This is a genomic window from Lachnotalea glycerini (assembly GCF_003201285.1).
In the GTDB taxonomy this organism is placed as follows: Bacteria; Bacillota; Clostridia; order Lachnospirales; family Lachnospiraceae; genus Lachnotalea; species Lachnotalea glycerini.
Genome location: NZ_QICS01000008.1, coordinates 128,388 through 147,841, shown reverse-complemented (window position 1 = coordinate 147,841; position 19,454 = coordinate 128,388). Strand labels below are relative to the sequence as shown.

Here is a 19,454-nt window from a genome sequence, read left to right as displayed (position 1 = left end):
ACTTTCCCTTTCGTACATATGATACTAAATATATGTTATATATCATATATTTTTTTCATCATTTCATCAATGTAATTATCATATAAATCATTTAATTCATTCCTGTTATTATTAGATAATCTTGATAGTTCTTTAATATCTTTTAAAACACCATCAATAAATTCTTCATTTGTATTAGCAAGTCTTTCTAACAATGTGAATCTTTCATATTTAGCAATTAAATTTAATCTTTTGAAGAATTCGTTTTTATGAGATGTAGCTTCATTAATCCATGCCATTTTTTTTAAATCTGATTCAATATCAAGAAAATCACGGGAAAAACTTTTATATTCGTCAACCATATCGTTTTTGTTGCTAAAATTAAAACGATATTTATCTAGCAATATTATATTTTTGACCTTAGTTGCGCGCTCTATCTCTTTCTCAATTCTGCTGTTTTCATATTGCTTACTTAGTTGTAGCCTTGATTTTTTACTCTCAAGCCTAATAGTAATATAGAAAGTTAATATTGTTATTATAGAACCAATATACCCGCTCCAAAAAACAAACCACTCAGAATTATTAAATGACGATGGAATATTATTATAAATTACCAAAAATTCTAGCATAATGGGAAAAATCAAAGCAATAATGATTACCAAAATCAGTGGTAAATATTTAATCTTTGCTCTATTCTTTTTGCAAAATAATTGTAATAATGCTATTTTAATATTATTCAAAGTAATTTCTTTTAATTTCTTAGCCATAACATCACTCTCCTATCATTCCATCTCCATCCCGATCATCCATATAATTACTTAATGTGTAACTAATAATTGATTTGATGTTATAATAACAAGTTTTCTTCCTTCTTCTGATATATAATAAGTTGTGCCAACTTGTTTTACAACTAATCCATTTATAGATTTACTTTCTGAATTCATATAGTTTATTTTGTAGCATTTTAATTTACTTGTCATACCAAAATAATTACCAAAATCATAAAATGCTACATATAATAAAAAATATAACATCGTAAAACAAAGTATAAAAGTAGGAAATAACATTATTTTTATTGTTTTATTCTTTATCATAATTTTATTTTTTTTTATTTTTTTAAATTTCTTTTCATATTTCTTAACATTTTTTCTAGATTCTATAATATTAGATACCTTTTGTATTCCCATTAAAGATAAAACCACAAAAAAAATAGCACTTATTGTTAAACTATTAAAATTATTGTACTTGTCATATATAATATAGCTTACTATAATAACAACCAAGGAAGATGCAATAAATATTTTTATATTTGAAAAAATATATATGAGGGCTATTCCAGCTATATAAAGTATAAAAAGAAATATTGCTCCATAGTAACTATTAAATTCTATTGAAATCATAGATGAAAATATTACTAATGCAATTAAACTAAATAAATAACAGAATGAAAAAAACGTTCCTAAAAGAAGCTTCTTAATAAAAATTATATTGCATTTGATGAATCCTAGGAAAATATACAACATAGAAAATAATTGATATAATAATTTAGTATAATTACTGAGATTTAAACCACCTACAATAATATTTATTAACTCAGTTATTAGTAAGTACATGAAACAGTTAATTATAGCATAAAAAATTTTAGTACAAAGATTGTTATTATCACTTACAATCATATATGCTACTATAAAAAAAAGACTTAGTATTCCTGATATTCCAATTCCAATTATTACAATATATTTAAAATCAAATGGAATTTGATTGATTAGTGTAAATATAGGAGCTGCTTCTTCTCCTCCAAAATAATAACCATATAAAAAACTATATCCCAACTGATAAAATAAATATGCAGCAAATAAAAACACACCCGTTAGAACAGCTTTACCGACATAATTTGAAGAAAAATCCACTATAATTTTATAAATTTCTTTATAATTATAAGTTTTTATTGTTTTTTCATTCGAATTAATTATTTCATTATTTCTGTTTTCATTTACCATATATTCTCCTTTGCAAAATAAATATAATGTATTTTATCGCTAATATATTTTGTTTAAATTTACTGTGGCGGATTGCACTTACTGCAAGGCTCCAACCCACTTGCTTTTGCCTTGTCCAAGGTTGTAATAATATCACTTTTACTTAAATACTGACACCCAGCACTATGATATTTCTTTCCAGTATTCGTTATATGTACTTCAATACTTGTTTCGTCTGAACTAGCTGCTGCCTCTTCTACTTGCTCAACAACTTCCGAATCTTGATTAGAAGTGGAGTTATTTGCCACTGCTGAATTAGATGTTGCTGCAACAGAAGAACTATTGTCATCTACCTTTGCATTTATTTCATCAGGATTAACATTGTCAAAATCATCTGTGATGGTTTCTCCATTCAGGACATATGTGTAATTGTAGTGTGACGGAATCTGTGTTTCGGTATCAGGATATGTAATCGTAGCAACGAAGTTTTCACATCCACCAGCATCCCTGATTACCTTTTCCATATAAGCCTGATCACCGTGACGATTCAAGGTACTGTTTTGAGGAGTAATATTATATGCATTAGAAACGCCGCCAAGGCTATCCGCAATTACATGTCCCTCATCCAGGTCGGTTGCTTCTGTTCCAGGGACTTTTGCTTCATCATTATAATAGCGGCCATCAGAATTTACCTGTTCAGTCTCATCATCCTGCAATAATATTTTATCCGCTACTATATTAGTAAGTTGTCCATACTCATTCGTATACGCCCAATACTCTCTATCTCCAAAACCAATATCTACCGCAACATTGCTCAGTCTATCGCCAGACAAATCGCCGCCATCAACCTCTATAATTGTATATGTATCACCATTATATTCCCTTGTGCTTAAATCCTGTTGATCTGTCTGTTTCTCGGAATTTGTATCGGTTGGCTCTTCTGGCTGAACCTCTTGAATTACCTTTTCAACATCAGTACTTGATTCTTCTAATTCCTGTATTTGTTCAACTTCATTAGTCTGTATCGCATTATGGTTAGTTGATTCCGAACATCCAGTGATAAGTAAAGTGATTAAAAACGGTATAAATAATTTAGTTCCCTTACCTTTTATTTGTTTTCCTACGCTTAATAAATCCCATAATAATTTTTTTTGCTTCATATTTCCTCCCTCATTGTTCTATCTTATTTGTCAGAGCTGTTAGTACATATGTATAATGGGCATATCCACCCTTAAATCCATGATCATTTAATCCGTTACATTTCCTTCCCCTTTCAGTATCATAATATATCGGTCATTGACTCCTATTTAATGTTTTTTGCCATCAATTAATTCATACTCTTCCATAATATTTATTGACTTATCCACCTTATGACAATGATATAATCTATCAAAATAACTTGTCATTTTACGCCTACTCTCTAAATGCTAAAGTATTCCATCTTTTTGCTGCCTCAAATAGATTCCTATCCTCTAGATGACTTGTTGCTAAATTGCGATATTCTATAAATGTATTTATATCTCTTGTGTTTAAATAAATAAAGTCAACTGTACTAGCATCGTTAAAAGATAAAACATTTTCTACAAAAATAGCCTTTGTATCATAACATCCTGTATTTAACCTGTTATTTTCGTATCCTTCTTCTGGTAGTAACTCCTTACCTTTAAAAAAATTAAAGAGGACTAAATCATCTCCATAATGAAGATACTTTACAACTTCTTCTAGCGTTTCAAAAGTAATAATTCCTTCATCCAAAATAACTACTTTACCTAGTATTCCCTGTATGGAAGATATCCGCCTTTTCCCCGCATTTTTAAAGAACTCTTTCCAATTTTACAAAAAATTGCACCATTTTGTTCCTCTTTAATAAAATCTTTTAATACCATATTAATAACCTCTCACTTACTATAAATTATTTAACATTATAAAATTATATCATATTTATAAAAAAATCGTAAATATTTCCTATTAAGCAAGAAAAAAGAGCCTCAAATGAGACTCCAAATTCAGTTTGTTATTTTATATTACTTTTCACTTTACTTTCATTTTAAAAATAATATATCTTACTTCTATTTTATATTTCTATCTATTTGAAGTGGTATAGTGGATGCCGTATAACATCCACATACCAACATTAATTAATAAAGTTAAATTACTTTATTACCGTCTGCTCTTAATTATGAAGCTAACCTTATAAAATAAATTAAAAACAAAGATAATACTTACGATACTAGCTGTAATAATCAGCGCTTCCATTTACTTTGCCTCCTTTGTTAATAAATATGATTATAACATTATTAATTCAGTTTGTAAAGTTTTTTGTTTATTTTTTATATTTTTATGTAGTTTATTAGCGTTTTTATTGTGCACTTTTATTTAATATTTCTGTTTACTTTAAACAGACAAGAATAAACTTGCCTGTTTTTGTTATCTAAGCAAACCTCAGTTGCCCTTTGTTTTCGACCTCTATACTCATATTTGGAACTCTTTCAAAAATACAAATTTCTGGTAAATTAGCACGAACAAGGACATTTGCGAATGGAGGCGGCACAGCGTTACCGCATCGTTTTACTTGCTCTGTACGGCTGTATGTTTTCCCCTCAAAATCTTTATCAATTATGTAATCATCAGGGAAGCCCTGACAACCATATAATTCCTTTGGTTCTAACATTCTAAGTCCAATATCAACTATTTGATAATCAACTCCATGGATTGTAACCAGTCCAAAGCGGTCATTTGATGTTACAGTGTCTAAGGGTTCTTTAATTTCTTGCCCTGTACCTTGCCCATAGTACTTAATTAAAAATGCTCTTACTTCCCCAAAGTGTCCATCACCTGCCGTTATTGTTGGAATAGGTTGTCTTATATCTCTTCCGTCACAATTATTATTCATTTGAATAAGGTTTGTTGTCACTATACTGTTATGGTCAACTGCTGTCACGGTATGAAGCGGCTCGCTCAAAGAACTTCCAGCACCTTTATAATTACCATCATAGTATTTATGTAAGAATGATGTCACAAGTCCATATCGATTAGAGCCATCCACGGTCGCTAATGGTTCATTCATACTATGAGTATAACTCCAATCACTTCCACTGTGATTTACTTGAACTATAAAAGGTTCTTCGTTATCAATTACAAATTTCTGTAAACCCCTTGCAATTCTTTGCATTGTTTTAGGAGCCAAAGGTCTTACCGCTCTTATTTTATATTTCTCTTTAATTTCTTCTGCTGTATCAAAAATACTTGGACATGGCCTATTAAAATCTATTTGAGTATATGCTCCAACATAAGGCTTACAAATATCAGCCTTAACCTTTTCACTATCAACTGGTGCATGTGTAGGCTCTGGCCAAACAATTGGATGACCATCACACCTTGCAATCATGAAGAATCTTTTTCTTTTTGTAGGTGTTCCAAAATCTGCGGCAACCAATTCTTTAAACTCAACTTCATATCCAAGTGCTTCCAGTGCCTTAACAAATTTTCTAAAAGTTCTTCCTTTGCGCTTCGGATCCGGTTCCATGACTTGTAAATTTAAAGGAACTACTTCACCCGGTTGTGCAACTCTAAATTTTGGCTTTCTTTTTTGCTCGTTCTTATTCTTTCTATCCGAAAAATCATAGACTATGCATCTTCCTGTTTCTTTATCCCTTTGTGGTCTTAATGGCCCCCATGTTTTAAACTCCTCAACGTTTTCTAACATGATAACTCTTGGTCTTACTGCCGCCGCCCATCTAATTGCAACCCAAGCAAGTCCTCTTATTTCTTTTTTAACTGGTGTTCCACCTTTGGCCTTTGAAAAATGTTTGCAATCTGGACTAAACCAAGCTAATGCCACAGGTCTGCCCTTACAAGCTTCAACAGGATTAACATCCCATACTGATTCACAATAATGCTTTGTGCTAGGATGATTTGCTTTATGCATTTTTATAGCTTCTGGATCGTGGTTGATTGCGATATCAACACTACGACCAGTCGCAAGTTCTATACCGGTACTGGCTTCACCGCCGCCGGCAAAATTATCAACTATTAATTCACCATTTATCATTTTCTTTAAAGGAGCCGACATGTTGTTGATTTATAATTAAAAATGAACAGTCGTTTACAAGGAAATCTGAACACTTTTAAGCGGTTCGGAGAATCGTAAATTACTGATTTGAATAAAACTTTTACAGATAGAATTGAACACTTCCATTACATCATGTACCATTCTTTCGTATGTCAAAAACGAAAGGTGGTGAAAAAGGAAGTGAAAGATTTGCAGGATTGGGCTGCGGTGCAAAAGCTACGCAAGAAGAATAAGAAAGTAGCTGTGATTGCAAAAGAATTAGGAATGTCAAGGACTACAGTTTATAAGCTCCTAACTATGGATGAAGAACCTATATATTCAAGAATTGTTTATCTCTGTAAGGTGGATTTCTATGCAGAACAGATTATAGAATGGAGATTTAATCCGGATTACGATTTCAATGGAACCAGGATTTTTAGGGAACTGAAAAAACTTGGCTATAAAGGTAGCATTACACCCGTTTATACGTTCTTGAATCGTATTTCAGAAACAAGCTATTCTGGTAATCGTAAAGCAACCATGCGTATTGAAACACCTGTCGGAGATCAGGCACAGTTTGACTGGTCTCCATATGAGATGTGGATTGGGACAAGGAAAAGAGAAGTCTATTGCTTTACCATGATTTTCGCAGCATCAAGAAAAAAAGCTATTGTATTTTCATTAAAATCTGATGCAGATGCTATTTATGAAGCAATACAGGAATTGTTTGAGGATCTTGGTGGCGTTACACTGGAGCTGTTGATTGACAATCCAAAGTCTCTGGTTATTGAGAATGATCCCAAAACTGAGGATGAAATTACGTATAATCCCAAAGCACTGTTGGTTGCGAAACACCTTGGAACTGAACTAAACGCATGTAACTGCTATTGGCCCCGTACCAAGGGAAAAATAGAGAAGCCTTACCAATACATCGAAGAACAGTTTGTAAAAGGAAACCGCTTCACAGACATGGAGCAATTAAATCGTGAAGCAAAAGATTTTATGAATAAATGGTGTAATGAAGTTCATGGAACAACGAAGAGAGTACCTAATCTTCATTACGAGCAGGAAGAGAAGGCAGCATTGCTGCCACTGCCTTCACACCGATTATATCTGGATACGAACCTTGACAAAAGAGTTGTCAGCCCTGACAGCTACATAAGTATTCATACAAATAAGTACAGTCTGCCTGTAAAGTATGCAGGGATGAAAGTGCAATTTCGGATTATTTACGGATTTCGAATTCAGGTGTATTCCATGGAAAAAGATTTCATACAGACATTGTGGGTGCAGGATGATAAATATCAGACAAAGACCCAGGATGAACATTTTACTGATATCCGGATAGTTACAAAATCTATTCCACAGATAAAGCGTGAATTCACAGAACGTTTTCAAAATGGACAACGTTATCTTGAGGAACTTGCAAAAGTTACGCAGCAGCCATCCCACCATGCCAGAAAAATTCTTCAGATGTGCGATACCTTCAACTTTGAAGATCTGGATATCCTGCTTTTACATGCTATCAAGCAAAATAAGCTGGAAATCAGGGAATTTAAGAAAATGGTAAAGGAACAAGGATATGAACTGCTACACAAAAAAACATCCCCATTACAACAGGAGCTAAAGAAGCAGTCCGATGCAGGTCTCACCAGAGACTGCAGCTACTATGAAACAGCACAGGAGACAATAAACTTATGAGTAACAATACGAAACAAGTATCAAAGACTGAAATTGAAGAAATTTGCCGGAAACTAAAGCTTGTGGACATTCGAGAGAATTATGAGGACATCATTTCCGAAGCCGTTTCAGCCAAAGAAGGCTATCTGAGTTTTATGCACCGGCTTCTATCAAATGAAGTACAGGGGCGTAAGGACCGATTATCGGATCGATTGATCATAAAGGCTGGTTTTGATTACGTTAAGACACTGGATGAGATTGCATTCGATTTTAATGCCTCGTTGAATTATCAGTACATTAAAGATCTTGGCACGCTCTCTTTTATGAATCATGCAGAAAACATTATTATTATTGGTCCCCCTGGGGTTGGAAAAAGCATGATTGCCACCGGAATCGGTGTAAATGCCTGCCGTGCAGGGAAAAAAGTCCTTTTCTGTAATGCCAAGGAACTGATGGATGACCTTAATGATTCCATGTGTAAGGGGAATTTAAAACAAGAATTAAAGAAACTTTCAAAAATCGAATTGCTGATTATAGATGAATTATCTTATCTAAAAATGGACAGAGAAAGAGAGAGCATATTTTTTCAGATTATCCGCCAACGATACGAAAAATGCTCCCTCATTATCACGACCAATCTTCCACTGGGAAGGTGGGACGAAGTATTTACCGGACAGCTGGCAGCAACTGCCATTCTGGACAGATTGATGCATCACTACCATGTTATAAATATAACTGGTGACAGTTTCCGTGTCAAAGGAAATGATTACATAATGAAAAAGGAGCATGCGAATGAATCATAAAAATGACAGCATTTTAGCTGAAAACATATTGGAAGAACTTCCATTTCCAGGGAATGATCCGGAGATGTTAGAAATAAGAAATAAGCCTGAACCAGATTACAGCCTGATGGATTGTAGTTGTAATAATTGCCAGGATTTAATAAAGAGTTATCTCTTAATTGATTCTCTGGTTCAAGATATTCTTGGGCTTGAAGAAGAAATGGTCAGATGGCGTCAGGCATTGCTGAGACATTTGCCACCTATAGATGCGCAAAATCTGAAAAGTGATATTTATGATAACCTTGCGCGTCGTTATTACGATAATAAAAGTTATCAATCCTATCTAAAGCGGATGTACAACGGACAGGATCCAATGGAATCGAAGGAACACAATCAAATGCTTCACCGTCTGAAAGAAGGAACGGATGAAACAAGTGTAGTTTTATAGGATAATAAAAAATCTGGCACTGGTTTTTCTACTGATCTTAGTGCCAGATGATTCAACATGAAAGTATCGCCCATGGCGTTTATATGATAGATATCACATGTAAAGGAGAAGAAAAAAATTGGCACGATTAAAGGTAGAGGATTCAAAAGTAATAGAAATCTACAATACACAGGGAAAAGCCGCTGCTATTGAGACAATCCACGCAACTTATGGGGTAAAGGATGCATACTATGTGTTACGCCGGTTGAAAGCAACCGAATCCTATGCGTATGATTCAAAAAGAGATTTATTTTGTAAAAAAGTAGAGATGCCATTTCTGGCACTTGATGAATTATGTATAGAATCACGCAAAAATAGTATTGATAAAGATGTGGACTGCAGACCAACAGTTCAGATTGAATCAAAATTCGATTCCTATGTTCAGGAATTAGTAAAAGAACGTTTTATGGAATACGCAAGATTCATCCAAGCAAATTCTGTGGACAGAATCTGGAGAATTAATAAAACAGCATTAAAATCAGCGGGATATCAACTGGAACTCTATTAAAAAGTGTTCAATTCTAACTGTGAAAAAACAAAAAAATATAAAGAAACAGGGAAATTAAAACTGTTCATTTCTATCTGTAAAAAATAGAAAAAAGTGTTCAGATTTCCTTGACAATCAACACATGTCTTTGCCCTGCAGGAGCTCGTCTCCTTTCTTTGTTTAATATTTCTATTTTATGTACAAAAAAACTACCAATACGAATATTGATAGTTGATATTGTATAAATACTAATCTACGCTTTTATATTTCAGTTTTAAAATATCTTTAAGTTTTATTACTTTTTCAGCAATGCAGTTAATTTCATCTTTAGTATTCTCAAATTTTGTCAAATCCATAGCAATATCAATAAAATCATTTTCGAATTCTTCTAAAAATTCCGTACTCCACAAATAATCTATGCTACAATATTTTTTACAAAAACTTGCCGTCCCTAAATAATAAAAAGTCGTAAGAATGAAATCATCTAAATTTGTTTTGTTGGGTTCTTCTATAAAGCGATCCCTATAATTTTCAGCTTCCGTACTAAGATTTTCATTTAGCTTCAATACACTTCCATAATAAGGAATTTGAGTAGATGATTTAAACTCTTTATACTTATCTATATTTTCAAACCCTAAAGCACATGCTAACTCAACTTGCTTTGCATGAAATTCTGTATACACCCTATAGAATATAATTTTATTGTTCATTAACATTACAACTTTTTGTAGTTCTATCCAATCATATATGTGTGTAAATTCATGAAATAATGATTGTTTAATTAATTCGGGTTTTTGGATCATGAAATCAGTATTAATATGTAAAATAATCGGGGGTCTTAGTATTGGGTTTACACTCATAGCATAACCAGCACTTCCATTGACCTCTGAATATTCCGTTTCAAAATCTGGTAAATTATCATTATTGCAAAATCTTTTATATTCTTCATAAATTTCATTTTTTATTATTATATCCCACTTCTTTTTTACTTCTTCTTTAGTTCTGCACATATTTACCCTCCTCCACACTATGCGTATATTATACTTCATCTTAGTTCAACTATCAATATTCAATTATCAATGTGCTTTAGTTTAAAATATTTCTTCCTCAGAGTAATTTGTTGACTATTTTTTCTTTTTAACCTTTTAAAACGCTTAAGCCTGAAAACCTCTATCAGTATTGTCGAATATATAGATGGACATAGTGTAATTAATATGTTATATTGAAATTACTAGCTAGTGATTTTAATTTTGAAAGGGGTTATTAATTATGAAAACAAAAAAACTTATTACTTCACTACTTCTTTGTGCTATGATTTTGACAAGCTCATTGCCATTGACTGTTAATGCAGCAACATTATCTACAACGAAAAAACAAGCATCTGTATCTAAAACAAGTTCAACTAGTGTATCTAAATGGATAGTAACAGCTTCATCATTAAACATTCGTAGTGGACCTGGCACAAATTACCAAACAACAGGAAGCTTAAAAAAATATGATTATATTGAAACTTATGAAAAAAGTGGAAGTTGGTATCATCTTACTTCTAAATATGGCTCAGGTTGGGTACATGGAGACTATCTTCTTACTTATGGTGCATAATTAAAACTAATAAAATAGTTATAAATTTTTAATTGGACTTTCGATAATGAAAGTCCTTTTATTTTTAATACTCACTTTTGCTATAGTCTATTGCCTTTTCTCTATCTTTGTCATAAAACAAGTAAACATCCGGCTTAGAGTTTCCTTTATGCCTTTTTCTATTATATCATAAATAACTTTCATTATTTTACTTCCTTAAAGCCTACTTTACACTATAGGAGCTCTTCTACTTTCTATAATTGCTAAAGCCTAATTTAACTTAGTAAACTCATATGTACGCAAGAACTCTGCCGCATCCGAATAACCTTGTTCCTTGAACAATTCCCCAATTGCATCAATCTTCGCTCTCTTACCCATTGTTTCATCATTTATATCCTGTGTAGCACTAACAAGATCAATATCAATTCCTAAATTATACTTTTCGTTTGCTTCTCTAGCGTAGTCTGTAAAGGTCACATAATGATTACCAAATCTCGTTAAATCTGCAATACACATTGTCTTTTCATCAAATACCTTTTTAAATCGCTTCAACCGTTCTTTTCGGAATCCAAATGTATCATGAAGTACTGCATACGCAATAGTTAAAATATTGTTATAAATCCTGCCGCTCATTAACTTGTAAAAGCTTTCTAATTCCTCAGGACTAAATCTCATTGGAGCCTTTAAAATATTTCTACTTCGAATATCATTTTCTAAGGCTTCAACTCCATCTTGTTTTGCTATTTTCAAAGCAAATAACATTCCTTCCATTCGCCACTGAAACTCTTTATCACCTTTAGCCATCTTGTTTGATCCTTTCTTTGTATCTCCTGTCTATGTCATTTGCTATAGCAAGTAAAATATCTTTGCATAATTGTGTTTTATATTTGCTATAAATCACATCAACTTCGGCTTTTAATTGCTCCCAAAATTCATCATTTGACTCCGGCATGTAATACTTTTTTAGAAGAGTGAATACGTCACCAAACATATTAAAAATCTCTGGAATATCTTTACTTGTAACAGATGCCATATTATCACTCCTCCCATGGTAATCTTGTATTACTATCAAGTACCATAAATCCATCTCGTGACTCACTTGATTTCTCAACTGCTTCAATACTTTTCTGTATGTTTGTCTTGTCCAAGGAATAGAAAGTCATTAATTTTCCCATGAATCCAATCTTAGTTTTACCTGTTTCACCTTGTCGGCTTTTTGCAACTTTAACGTTTCTCAAATCTTTAATTAGATTGTTGCCACCGTCAAAAGCTTCATAAAGGAAAATTACAGAATTACAATCTTGCTCAATATCTCCACTTTCTCGTAAATCTGCCAATACTGGTTCTTTATCTGGTCTACCCTCAATACTTCTACTCATTTGAGATAAAGCTATTACTGGTACTTTCAACTCCATTGCCATTGCTTTTAAACCTCTACTTATATCACCAATTTCCTGTACCTTGTTTCCATTTCTGCCCTTATCAGGTTTAAGTAATTGCAGGTAATCAATTATTATTAACCCTAGGTTATCAATGTATTTGCACTCGTTTCTAATTTCTCTTACCGTTTTGGTTCCGCAATCATCAATAATTAGATTCTCGCAATTAAGAAATTTACTTTCTGCATCTCGAAATCGCAATTCTTCGTCACTCATAAATTTCTTAGCGTGCCTTATTCTGTCAAATGGTATCTTTGTTTCCGAACATAGTATTCTGTCAATAACCTGTTTATCATTCATTTCTAGGTTATAAAACATTGTTTTTCTGCCCTGTTTTGCCTTGCTATAGGCTATTTGCGTAACAAAAGCCGATTTTCCTATACTAGGTCTAGCAGCAATACATACAAGGTCAGTATCTTCAATTCCACTAAGCATTCTATCAATATCATCAAACCCAAGGTTTAAATATTCAGGATCGTAATTTTCATTGAAATATTTGTGCTTGTTTTCCTCGTATATCTCTTTCAGGGTTTTAGATGTTGTTTTCCTGTCTGCTGCCAATTCAGATAATTTATTGATTGTTTCTCCAATGACCTCATTCACATTTCGTTCATCCGCTACACTTGCATCTGATACAATATTTCGTAGTAATCTTGATTTATAATTGTCAATTAGTTCATTTGCATGATACTCAATATTTACTGTTGTAGGAGTTGACAATACACATTTTCTAAGTATTTCGCTTAGTTCTAACTCTGTTATGTCTTTTGTTCTTGCATGATTGGCAACTGATTGTACATCAATAGGCTTTCCCAAAGTATACAGTTCCTGAACGGTTGCATAAACTTTTTTAAGCTTTGTATGTGTAAAGTGTTCAGGCTTTAGCCTTGTATATACTTTCTTAATGCTATAGTCAATATCAATAAACAAGGAGCCTATCACATTCATTTGCGTTTCGATTAGATCTGCCACACTTTACGCACCACCTTTGTTGTCAATTATCAAATCTCTACCTATTTTTTCAAAATCCTTGCAGAACAATTGATAATCACTGTATTTCTTAATCATGTATTTATTATTGCTTTTAAACATTGTTGCCATAACAGCATATATTTCCTTTGGTGTTCTGCCGTTTATTGTAAGTTGCTCAAAGCTGGTACAAACAAGGTTAATATTTTCATATTCAAATTTACTATCCAGTTTTTGTATGAAGTTTTCAAAACACTTAGCCAGCTTAAAACAGTTCGAATTTTCATCATAAGTTTTATTTACAAAGTCATTTAGGTAGCTGTCAAAATTACTAGGAATGAACAATGTTTTTGGTCTTAAATAGATTTCTCTTTCCGTGTTAAGCCACTGCTTACACTTAACATCAATAACTCTCTTAAAATCTTCCAGTGTATAGCCATCTTCAATCCTAGCACAAATATGTCGCTGGGTTTCTGCAGTGGAAGCTCTGAAATTTTTACCAGTCTTATCATTCAAGTAAGCAACCACTTCCGCACATAATGTATTATTTTTTTCTTTCTTTTTATTTATATCATTCTTTTCTTTATTAGTTGTTGCTAATAGCATGTCATTAGACTGTTGACTGACTGTAAGCTGACTGTTCTCTTGACTGTCGTTGTACTGATATTTATCGTAGTTAAGTACTGTAAATAAGCCAAATTTATTGAATTGCTTGTGTGTAACCTCGCCTGTCTTTTTCAAATGGTTCAATGCTGTTCTAATCTCTCCTGTTGTCAGTGCTGTTTCCTCGGATAACTTTGAATAAGAAGAAATAAACTGTCCTCTATCCACTGTCATTCCCTGCCACTCTTTAGCTTTCCAATTTGCCTTTAGAAGCAAATGCAAAAACAAAACCTTTGTATTTATGTCACTGTACCACTCCCATTCAGTCATTTTTCTATGTAATCTTATATAGCTTCCGTCAGCCAATTTGATTCACCTACTTGCTTATATATTTTGCTTTTCAACTCTTTCAAATTCTATAACCCAAACCCAAGGATTAGCCATCCAAGAATATTGTTCTGCCTGCTCTTTTTTGATTGTGGAATCCCATAATAATTTGAATTTAGTTAGTGCATGGTTTAGGTTCATACAAACGCAAGAATTAATTCCCTCTTTCAAGCAGTCTTCATTTTTCATATCCTGCAACCGTTCAACTCTAGCATTTGTTACTTTCAAAAAGATTCTTGCCGCTTCTGCTGGCATATGAATACTTGGAAGCCATTTGCCAATGTCACTTGCATAATCCGAATCACAACTTGCCTTATAAACATATTCTTTGTCACTGTAAGGATTTAAGCATTGCCACGTTTCTCTTACATAAAGAATATCTCCTGTATGACATGGTGGTTTTGCATAGCTTATAACTCCGCCATATTCATCTAAACCCCAACCAAAATTTCCGATATTTTTATTGTCCGTTGAATCAGTTACAAACCCTAGTGGATATTGATGTTTAGTGCTTGGTTGCGGTTTTACAACTCTTCTTGTAACTGTCTTTCTATCTTCCAGAATTGCTTTTACCATTTCTGTATTGAATAAAATTGGTTTCATGCTTAAGCACCTCCCATAAAATCAAATAATGTAGGTACGCTTATTTCATTTTCCGCAGACTGCAGGTACCCAACACCATCTCTGAAATAATCCTCGTTTAACTCAATCCCATACCCTCTACGCTTCATTTTAACTGCTGTCATAGGTACCGTCATAAGTCCACCAAAAGGGTCTAATACCAAATCGCCCTCATTGGAATATCTGTTAATAATTCTCTCAACTATATCAATCTGCAAAGGGCATACATGCATTTGTTGTCGTCTGCGGCTCTGCTGTGTATTCAAGGTTTTCATTCGGTTAATATCGTCCCAAACCTCTAATGTATTCCATGAACCAGGAGCAACAACCATGAACGTTGCTGGTAATTTCCCATTTTTATCTAGCTTTTTAGCAAGTTCAACATGCTCCTGATAGTTGTAAATACTTTCCCTTGAATAGATTCTGTAAACACTCTGTAATTTGTCTACAGGAATATTTTCAATTTCTTCTTTACTTATCAACCTATCACCACTGCTTCTCCAGTATCCATGAGCATCTATCTGCCATTGTGCCCTTGTGTAATCTTCCTTGGTTTTTGATACCGGTTCATCCGCATATGCATTTGAACGGTCCGTAGGAAGCTTTCTGAAAAGTAATATATATTCAGGGCAACCAACCCCCATTTTGGAACCATCTTTGCACTGTTCAGACCATCCAAGGCGGTACGTTTGATTATTTTCTCTTACAACATCAGTAAGAATCGTAATCATTCCAAAGTACATAAATCCATGTTTCATATAATGCCTGATACAATCGGAATGAAAAGGTTCAATTGTTGGCATTCCGGTACCGGTAGCATTTCCAAATAATACACGGTCCTTAACATGAATAGCTGCAACTCTTCCCGGCCTTAAAATTCTAAGAAGTTGCGGTGTAAGAAAATTCATTTGTTCAAAGAATTTCTCCGTATTTTGATTATGGCCAAAGTCATTATAATTTGCGGAATATTCATAATGATTTCCGAATGGAATTGATGTATGAATAAGGTCAATACTGTTTTCTTGCATTCTTTTAGTTTCCTCCACACAATCATCCAGTACGGCCGTGTAATATTGTCCTTGTACTTTCACTGTTTCTACACCCATCTTTCTCTTTAATCTTTCTACTTTATTTGGAGAATTTAGACCATATTGCTTTACAATTTCTATCATCTTTTGCACCATGTGGTTATGATTTTTCCATTTTTCTAGCAAAACATTTTTTATATTCTCTTCATTCTCCATATAGATAATATCTATGATTACTTTTTCAGTTTGCAAGAATCGGTAAATCCTATGTATTGCCTGAATAAAATCATTAAATTCGTAATCAATACCAACGAATATTGCTCTGTGGCAATGTTTTTGAAAATTGCATCCGGATCCTGATAATTCTTTCTTAGTTGCAAACAGTCTAGTTCTTCCCTCTGAAAAATCAATAACTCTTTTTTCCCTGATTTCATAATCCTGTGAGCCGAATATATCAACGGTTTCTGGAATGGCTTTCTTTATGGCCAGACGTTCCGCTTCGAGGTCATGCCAAAGAATAAAACTATCTCCATTGCTTTGCTCAACAATTTCTTTCAATTTAGCAATTCTAATATCAATACTTTCCCTCTTAACTGCTGCTGCATCTTTTAATCCTGCTGCTGCTTCTTGAAACAACTGAACTTGTCCATACTTATCTGTTGAGTTGCCGTACTCAACTGGTATCTCATGCCAATTAACCTGTAATGGTGGTAAATCATAACCTGCATCTGAATACTTCTGATTCAAGTCTGAAGGTTTCGTTACAAATAACGCCCAACTACTTACCCATAACCAAAATTCATCTTCCTGATTTGGATATAAAGTTAAATTATTTGCTTTTGTAGAATCTCTTTGAAAAAATCTTGTTAATGCCTGTCCGGTGTCCATAACCTCTAAATATCCGGCATAGTGGATTAGCTCCTTGTATCGGTTCGGTGACGGTGTGGCCGTAGCAACTAATTTATATTTAACACCTTTAAATTTATCCAAGAAAGTTTGATAAGTCTTACTTCCGAAACTCCTTAAAACACTGGCTTCATCCAAAGAAGTTGCTGTGAAATATTCTGGCCGGATATCTCCATCACGTACTCTTTCATAATTCGTAATCATGATATCTGTATTTGCAGATTCTACCTCTTGCATGTTTCTCACATATAAAGGCATATCGTACCCAAGTACCCCAACTGCATCTCTTGTAAATTCTTGCTTAACTCCAAGTGGTAAAACGATTAGTGCATTTCCACCCTCGTGTTTAATGACCTGATAGCAAAATTCTATTTCTTGTATAGTTTTTCCAAGTCCAAATGATTCAAATAAGGCTCGCTTGCCGCCTTTAATTGCCCACGCAACTGCATCTTTTTGATGTGGCTTTAAGGCTTTATTAATCTTCGACACATCAATGTCAAATCCGCTATCGAAAACAAGTTCTACCTTGCTGTACAAAAACTCTTTATAATTCATTCGTGTACGTCTACACGAGTGCGCACTCTTTTACCTAGGATTATGCTTTTCCTTTCTAAAATTAATTACTCTTTCAAATCAGCAATACTAAATACAATACCCCTGCAATAAGGTTCTCCATCTTCATAAACCATAAATGTTTCATGCGGAATGTCAGTTTTGTAAGTCCAAGTAATGATGTTTCCTGAATCATCTTTAGATTCCTTATCATCACACCATAAAGCTTCAATTCTGTTTGTGGCATAACCATCACTACCAAACGCGCCCTGACGGTCGAAATATATCATTCCCCCATCGTAGCAACCTTGTTCATCTTGAATTGTACCCTCAAACTCCATCAAGTCATCAGACGCACCACTCACAATTACAAAACCATTATCTTTTGCAATTTGTAATTCTTTTTTGCTAAACATTGGATAACCATATTCTTTACCGTCAATCATCTTTGCAAAATTCTTTATATCCATTTGCACCTTACCTTTCATCTTTTTTTTCTTGTAAAAATCTACGAATCATCACCAACCGTTTTGAATCATCATTTTTGTGTAAATCAATAGATTTGTTCCATGTTGCTATAAAATCGCTAACTGCATCACTATATCCAGATTCGTAATTACTAGGTTTCCTTGAATAGATTCCATATATCTCTCTGCTAGCTACAACTAATATGAACATAACAAACCATTCAACCCTTATCATTCCTCATTACCTAGGAACGGAACCTTGTATAAATGTTGTACCTTCGAATTTTTATCATCTATGTAAATATCAGCACATATCTTACGAGGATTACCACCAAATAAAGCAATTAGTTCCGGTAAATTCTCATTAACTGCATCAAATTCAAGACCTTGTTCTTTGCACCATTCAACCGCTTCTGTGAGCCTTTCCTCGCATCTGCAAGTCCAGAGGATTAATTTGTCACCTTGTAATTTTCTAAATTTTAAATGCCTGATAAGGTCTTTGTTCGGTTCTCCAATCTCGGGCCATTCACTTACGCATAGCGTTCCGTCAAAATCAACTGCAATCACATCAAAATTTCTACTCATTTATTTCACCACCTAACAGATCAAGTACTTTTTTTCCTGCTTCATGCGGCTTACAAAATATAAATTCTACGCCATACTTATGCTGCATAGTCCCCATTGATTTTGCCAGTGTAATGCCACTTGTTGGCTTTGCCTTTGGAAGTTTTCTACTTAACCACTTCCCAATGCTATGCATGTAAGCAATCTTGTTGTAATTATGTAAGCGTGGATTATTCCATTCATACAAATTATTGATGCAAGTCACGCCGTCTAAATTTTCTACTAACACATAAAGTTTAATTCCATTATTTTGTGCAAGAATACATTCATCACGGAACCTTGCGTGTGCCTTACCACAAATATTGCCAACCACTTCCTCGATATCTTTTTTTGTATCCACAGCTATGGAATATGTACCAACAAAATCCATCTTTTTGATGTCTATTCCCCTGCCTGCTTTACGATTCATAACATCATTTACTTTCTCATTTGCAAGTATATAATCACCAACTGGTAAAGGAGCTCGAATAACTTCAATTCCTTGACTCTGCCAGTATCGGTTTTTAGTTCTGTGCTGATTTTCTTTGTTTCCTATATCTTCAAGTAATGTCACTGTTATTCCCCCTTTTTACAAATCCGCACTATCATCATTTAATTTGTCAAAATTTTTAGACATAGATTGTGTTGCTTCTAAAAATCCTCTATATACTATTTCTTGCGCTTCTGTCAACTGCTCATTAGCTGTTTTTGGATTCATAAGTCTGACGATTTTATACTCTTCATGCAATTCCTGTCTTGTTGCCATTGTTATTCTCCCTTACAAAATATATTTTTTACCGGGGAGCGACCAACTCCCCACATTTAGTTTCATTATGGCTTAAATATTTCGTGA

21 protein-coding genes are annotated in these 19,454 nt (G+C 33.6%); 5 read left to right on the top strand and 16 right to left on the bottom strand.

Features of this window, described 5'->3' with window-relative positions; all coding sequences use genetic code 11:
• Window positions 1–35: 35 nt before the first annotated feature.
• From C8E03_RS14960 to C8E03_RS14940, 5 genes are all read right to left on the bottom strand, one after another.
• On the bottom strand, window positions 36–746 hold the full coding sequence (locus C8E03_RS14960; protein WP_110291418.1) for a hypothetical protein: 711 nt from the start codon (window positions 744–746) through the stop codon (window positions 36–38).
• A 51-nt stretch (window positions 747–797) separates the two neighbouring features.
• Window positions 798–1,979 carry a hypothetical protein gene (locus tag C8E03_RS14955; protein ID WP_110291417.1) on the bottom strand — a complete coding sequence of 394 codons (1,182 nt, stop codon included), beginning with the start codon at window positions 1,977–1,979 and terminating at the stop codon, window positions 798–800.
• A 59-nt stretch (window positions 1,980–2,038) separates the two neighbouring features.
• A complete protein-coding gene (locus C8E03_RS14950; protein WP_207657810.1) occupies window positions 2,039–3,118 on the bottom strand; it encodes a DNA/RNA non-specific endonuclease in 1,080 nt (359 codons plus the stop codon).
• 253 nt (window positions 3,119–3,371) lie between these two features.
• Window positions 3,372–3,713 (bottom strand): hypothetical protein, encoded by a 342-nt coding sequence (locus tag C8E03_RS14945; protein ID WP_110291416.1) that lies wholly within the window; start codon window positions 3,711–3,713, stop codon window positions 3,372–3,374.
• A 676-nt stretch (window positions 3,714–4,389) separates the two neighbouring features.
• The gene (locus tag C8E03_RS14940; RefSeq protein ID WP_242993570.1) at window positions 4,390–6,009 is read right to left on the bottom strand and encodes a DNA cytosine methyltransferase; all 1,620 of its coding nucleotides are present in this window, start codon (window positions 6,007–6,009) and stop codon (window positions 4,390–4,392) included.
• A 201-nt stretch (window positions 6,010–6,210) separates the two neighbouring features.
• On the opposite strand from C8E03_RS14940, the gene istA reads away from it, so the two are divergent.
• The 4 genes from istA to C8E03_RS14920 all read left to right on the top strand — a co-directional run bounded on the left by istA (window position 6,211) and on the right by C8E03_RS14920 (window position 9,466).
• Window positions 6,211–7,710, top strand: a complete 1,500-nt coding sequence (gene istA, locus C8E03_RS14935) for an IS21 family transposase (protein WP_170123014.1) — start codon at window positions 6,211–6,213, stop codon at window positions 7,708–7,710.
• Window positions 7,707–8,492 (top strand): IS21-like element helper ATPase IstB, encoded by a 786-nt coding sequence (istB, locus tag C8E03_RS14930; RefSeq protein ID WP_110291413.1) that lies wholly within the window; start codon window positions 7,707–7,709, stop codon window positions 8,490–8,492. Before istA ends, istB begins: the two co-directional genes overlap by 4 nt.
• The gene (locus tag C8E03_RS14925; protein WP_146212332.1) at window positions 8,476–8,919 is read left to right on the top strand and encodes a hypothetical protein; all 444 of its coding nucleotides are present in this window, start codon (window positions 8,476–8,478) and stop codon (window positions 8,917–8,919) included. The genes istB and C8E03_RS14925 overlap by 17 nt, the downstream gene beginning before the upstream one ends.
• A gap of 118 nt (window positions 8,920–9,037) precedes the next feature.
• On the top strand, window positions 9,038–9,466 hold the full coding sequence (locus tag C8E03_RS14920; protein ID WP_110291411.1) for a hypothetical protein: 429 nt from the start codon (window positions 9,038–9,040) through the stop codon (window positions 9,464–9,466).
• Window positions 9,467–9,693: 227 nt separating this feature from the next.
• Here C8E03_RS14920 and C8E03_RS14915 read toward each other — a convergent pair whose 3' ends face one another.
• The gene (locus C8E03_RS14915; RefSeq protein WP_110291410.1) at window positions 9,694–10,455 is read right to left on the bottom strand and encodes a hypothetical protein; all 762 of its coding nucleotides are present in this window, start codon (window positions 10,453–10,455) and stop codon (window positions 9,694–9,696) included.
• A gap of 259 nt (window positions 10,456–10,714) precedes the next feature.
• Between C8E03_RS14915 and C8E03_RS14910 the strand changes: the two genes are divergently transcribed.
• Window positions 10,715–11,047, top strand: a complete 333-nt coding sequence (locus tag C8E03_RS14910) for an SH3 domain-containing protein (protein ID WP_110291409.1) — start codon at window positions 10,715–10,717, stop codon at window positions 11,045–11,047.
• Between the two features lie 249 nt (window positions 11,048–11,296).
• Here C8E03_RS14910 and C8E03_RS14905 read toward each other — a convergent pair whose 3' ends face one another.
• From C8E03_RS14905 to C8E03_RS14855, 10 genes are all read right to left on the bottom strand, one after another.
• Window positions 11,297–11,830, bottom strand: a complete 534-nt coding sequence (locus C8E03_RS14905; RefSeq protein ID WP_110291408.1) for a hypothetical protein — start codon at window positions 11,828–11,830, stop codon at window positions 11,297–11,299.
• A complete protein-coding gene (locus C8E03_RS14900; protein WP_110291407.1) occupies window positions 11,823–12,059 on the bottom strand; it encodes a hypothetical protein in 237 nt (78 codons plus the stop codon). The genes C8E03_RS14905 and C8E03_RS14900 overlap by 8 nt, the downstream gene beginning before the upstream one ends.
• 4 nt (window positions 12,060–12,063) lie before the next feature.
• Window positions 12,064–13,437: a replicative DNA helicase gene (locus tag C8E03_RS14895; RefSeq protein WP_110291406.1), complete on the bottom strand. Its 1,374-nt coding sequence runs from the start codon at window positions 13,435–13,437 to the stop codon at window positions 12,064–12,066.
• Between the two features lie 3 nt (window positions 13,438–13,440).
• On the bottom strand, window positions 13,441–14,403 hold the full coding sequence (locus tag C8E03_RS14890; protein ID WP_110291405.1) for a conserved phage C-terminal domain-containing protein: 963 nt from the start codon (window positions 14,401–14,403) through the stop codon (window positions 13,441–13,443).
• An 18-nt stretch (window positions 14,404–14,421) separates the two neighbouring features.
• The gene (locus tag C8E03_RS14885) at window positions 14,422–15,027 is read right to left on the bottom strand and encodes a hypothetical protein (protein ID WP_110291404.1); all 606 of its coding nucleotides are present in this window, start codon (window positions 15,025–15,027) and stop codon (window positions 14,422–14,424) included.
• A 2-nt stretch (window positions 15,028–15,029) separates the two neighbouring features.
• The gene (locus C8E03_RS14880) at window positions 15,030–17,534 is read right to left on the bottom strand and encodes a DNA methyltransferase (protein WP_110291403.1); all 2,505 of its coding nucleotides are present in this window, start codon (window positions 17,532–17,534) and stop codon (window positions 15,030–15,032) included.
• A 65-nt stretch (window positions 17,535–17,599) separates the two neighbouring features.
• On the bottom strand, window positions 17,600–18,019 hold the full coding sequence (locus tag C8E03_RS14875; RefSeq protein ID WP_242993568.1) for a hypothetical protein: 420 nt from the start codon (window positions 18,017–18,019) through the stop codon (window positions 17,600–17,602).
• 210 nt (window positions 18,020–18,229) lie between these two features.
• Window positions 18,230–18,583 carry a hypothetical protein gene (locus tag C8E03_RS14865; protein WP_110291401.1) on the bottom strand — a complete coding sequence of 118 codons (354 nt, stop codon included), beginning with the start codon at window positions 18,581–18,583 and terminating at the stop codon, window positions 18,230–18,232.
• The gene (locus C8E03_RS14860) at window positions 18,576–19,175 is read right to left on the bottom strand and encodes an ERCC4 domain-containing protein (protein ID WP_110291400.1); all 600 of its coding nucleotides are present in this window, start codon (window positions 19,173–19,175) and stop codon (window positions 18,576–18,578) included. The genes C8E03_RS14865 and C8E03_RS14860 overlap by 8 nt, the downstream gene beginning before the upstream one ends.
• Before the next feature lie 15 nt (window positions 19,176–19,190).
• Window positions 19,191–19,367: a hypothetical protein gene (locus C8E03_RS14855; RefSeq protein ID WP_110291399.1), complete on the bottom strand. Its 177-nt coding sequence runs from the start codon at window positions 19,365–19,367 to the stop codon at window positions 19,191–19,193.
• Window positions 19,368–19,454: the final 87 nt, after the last annotated feature.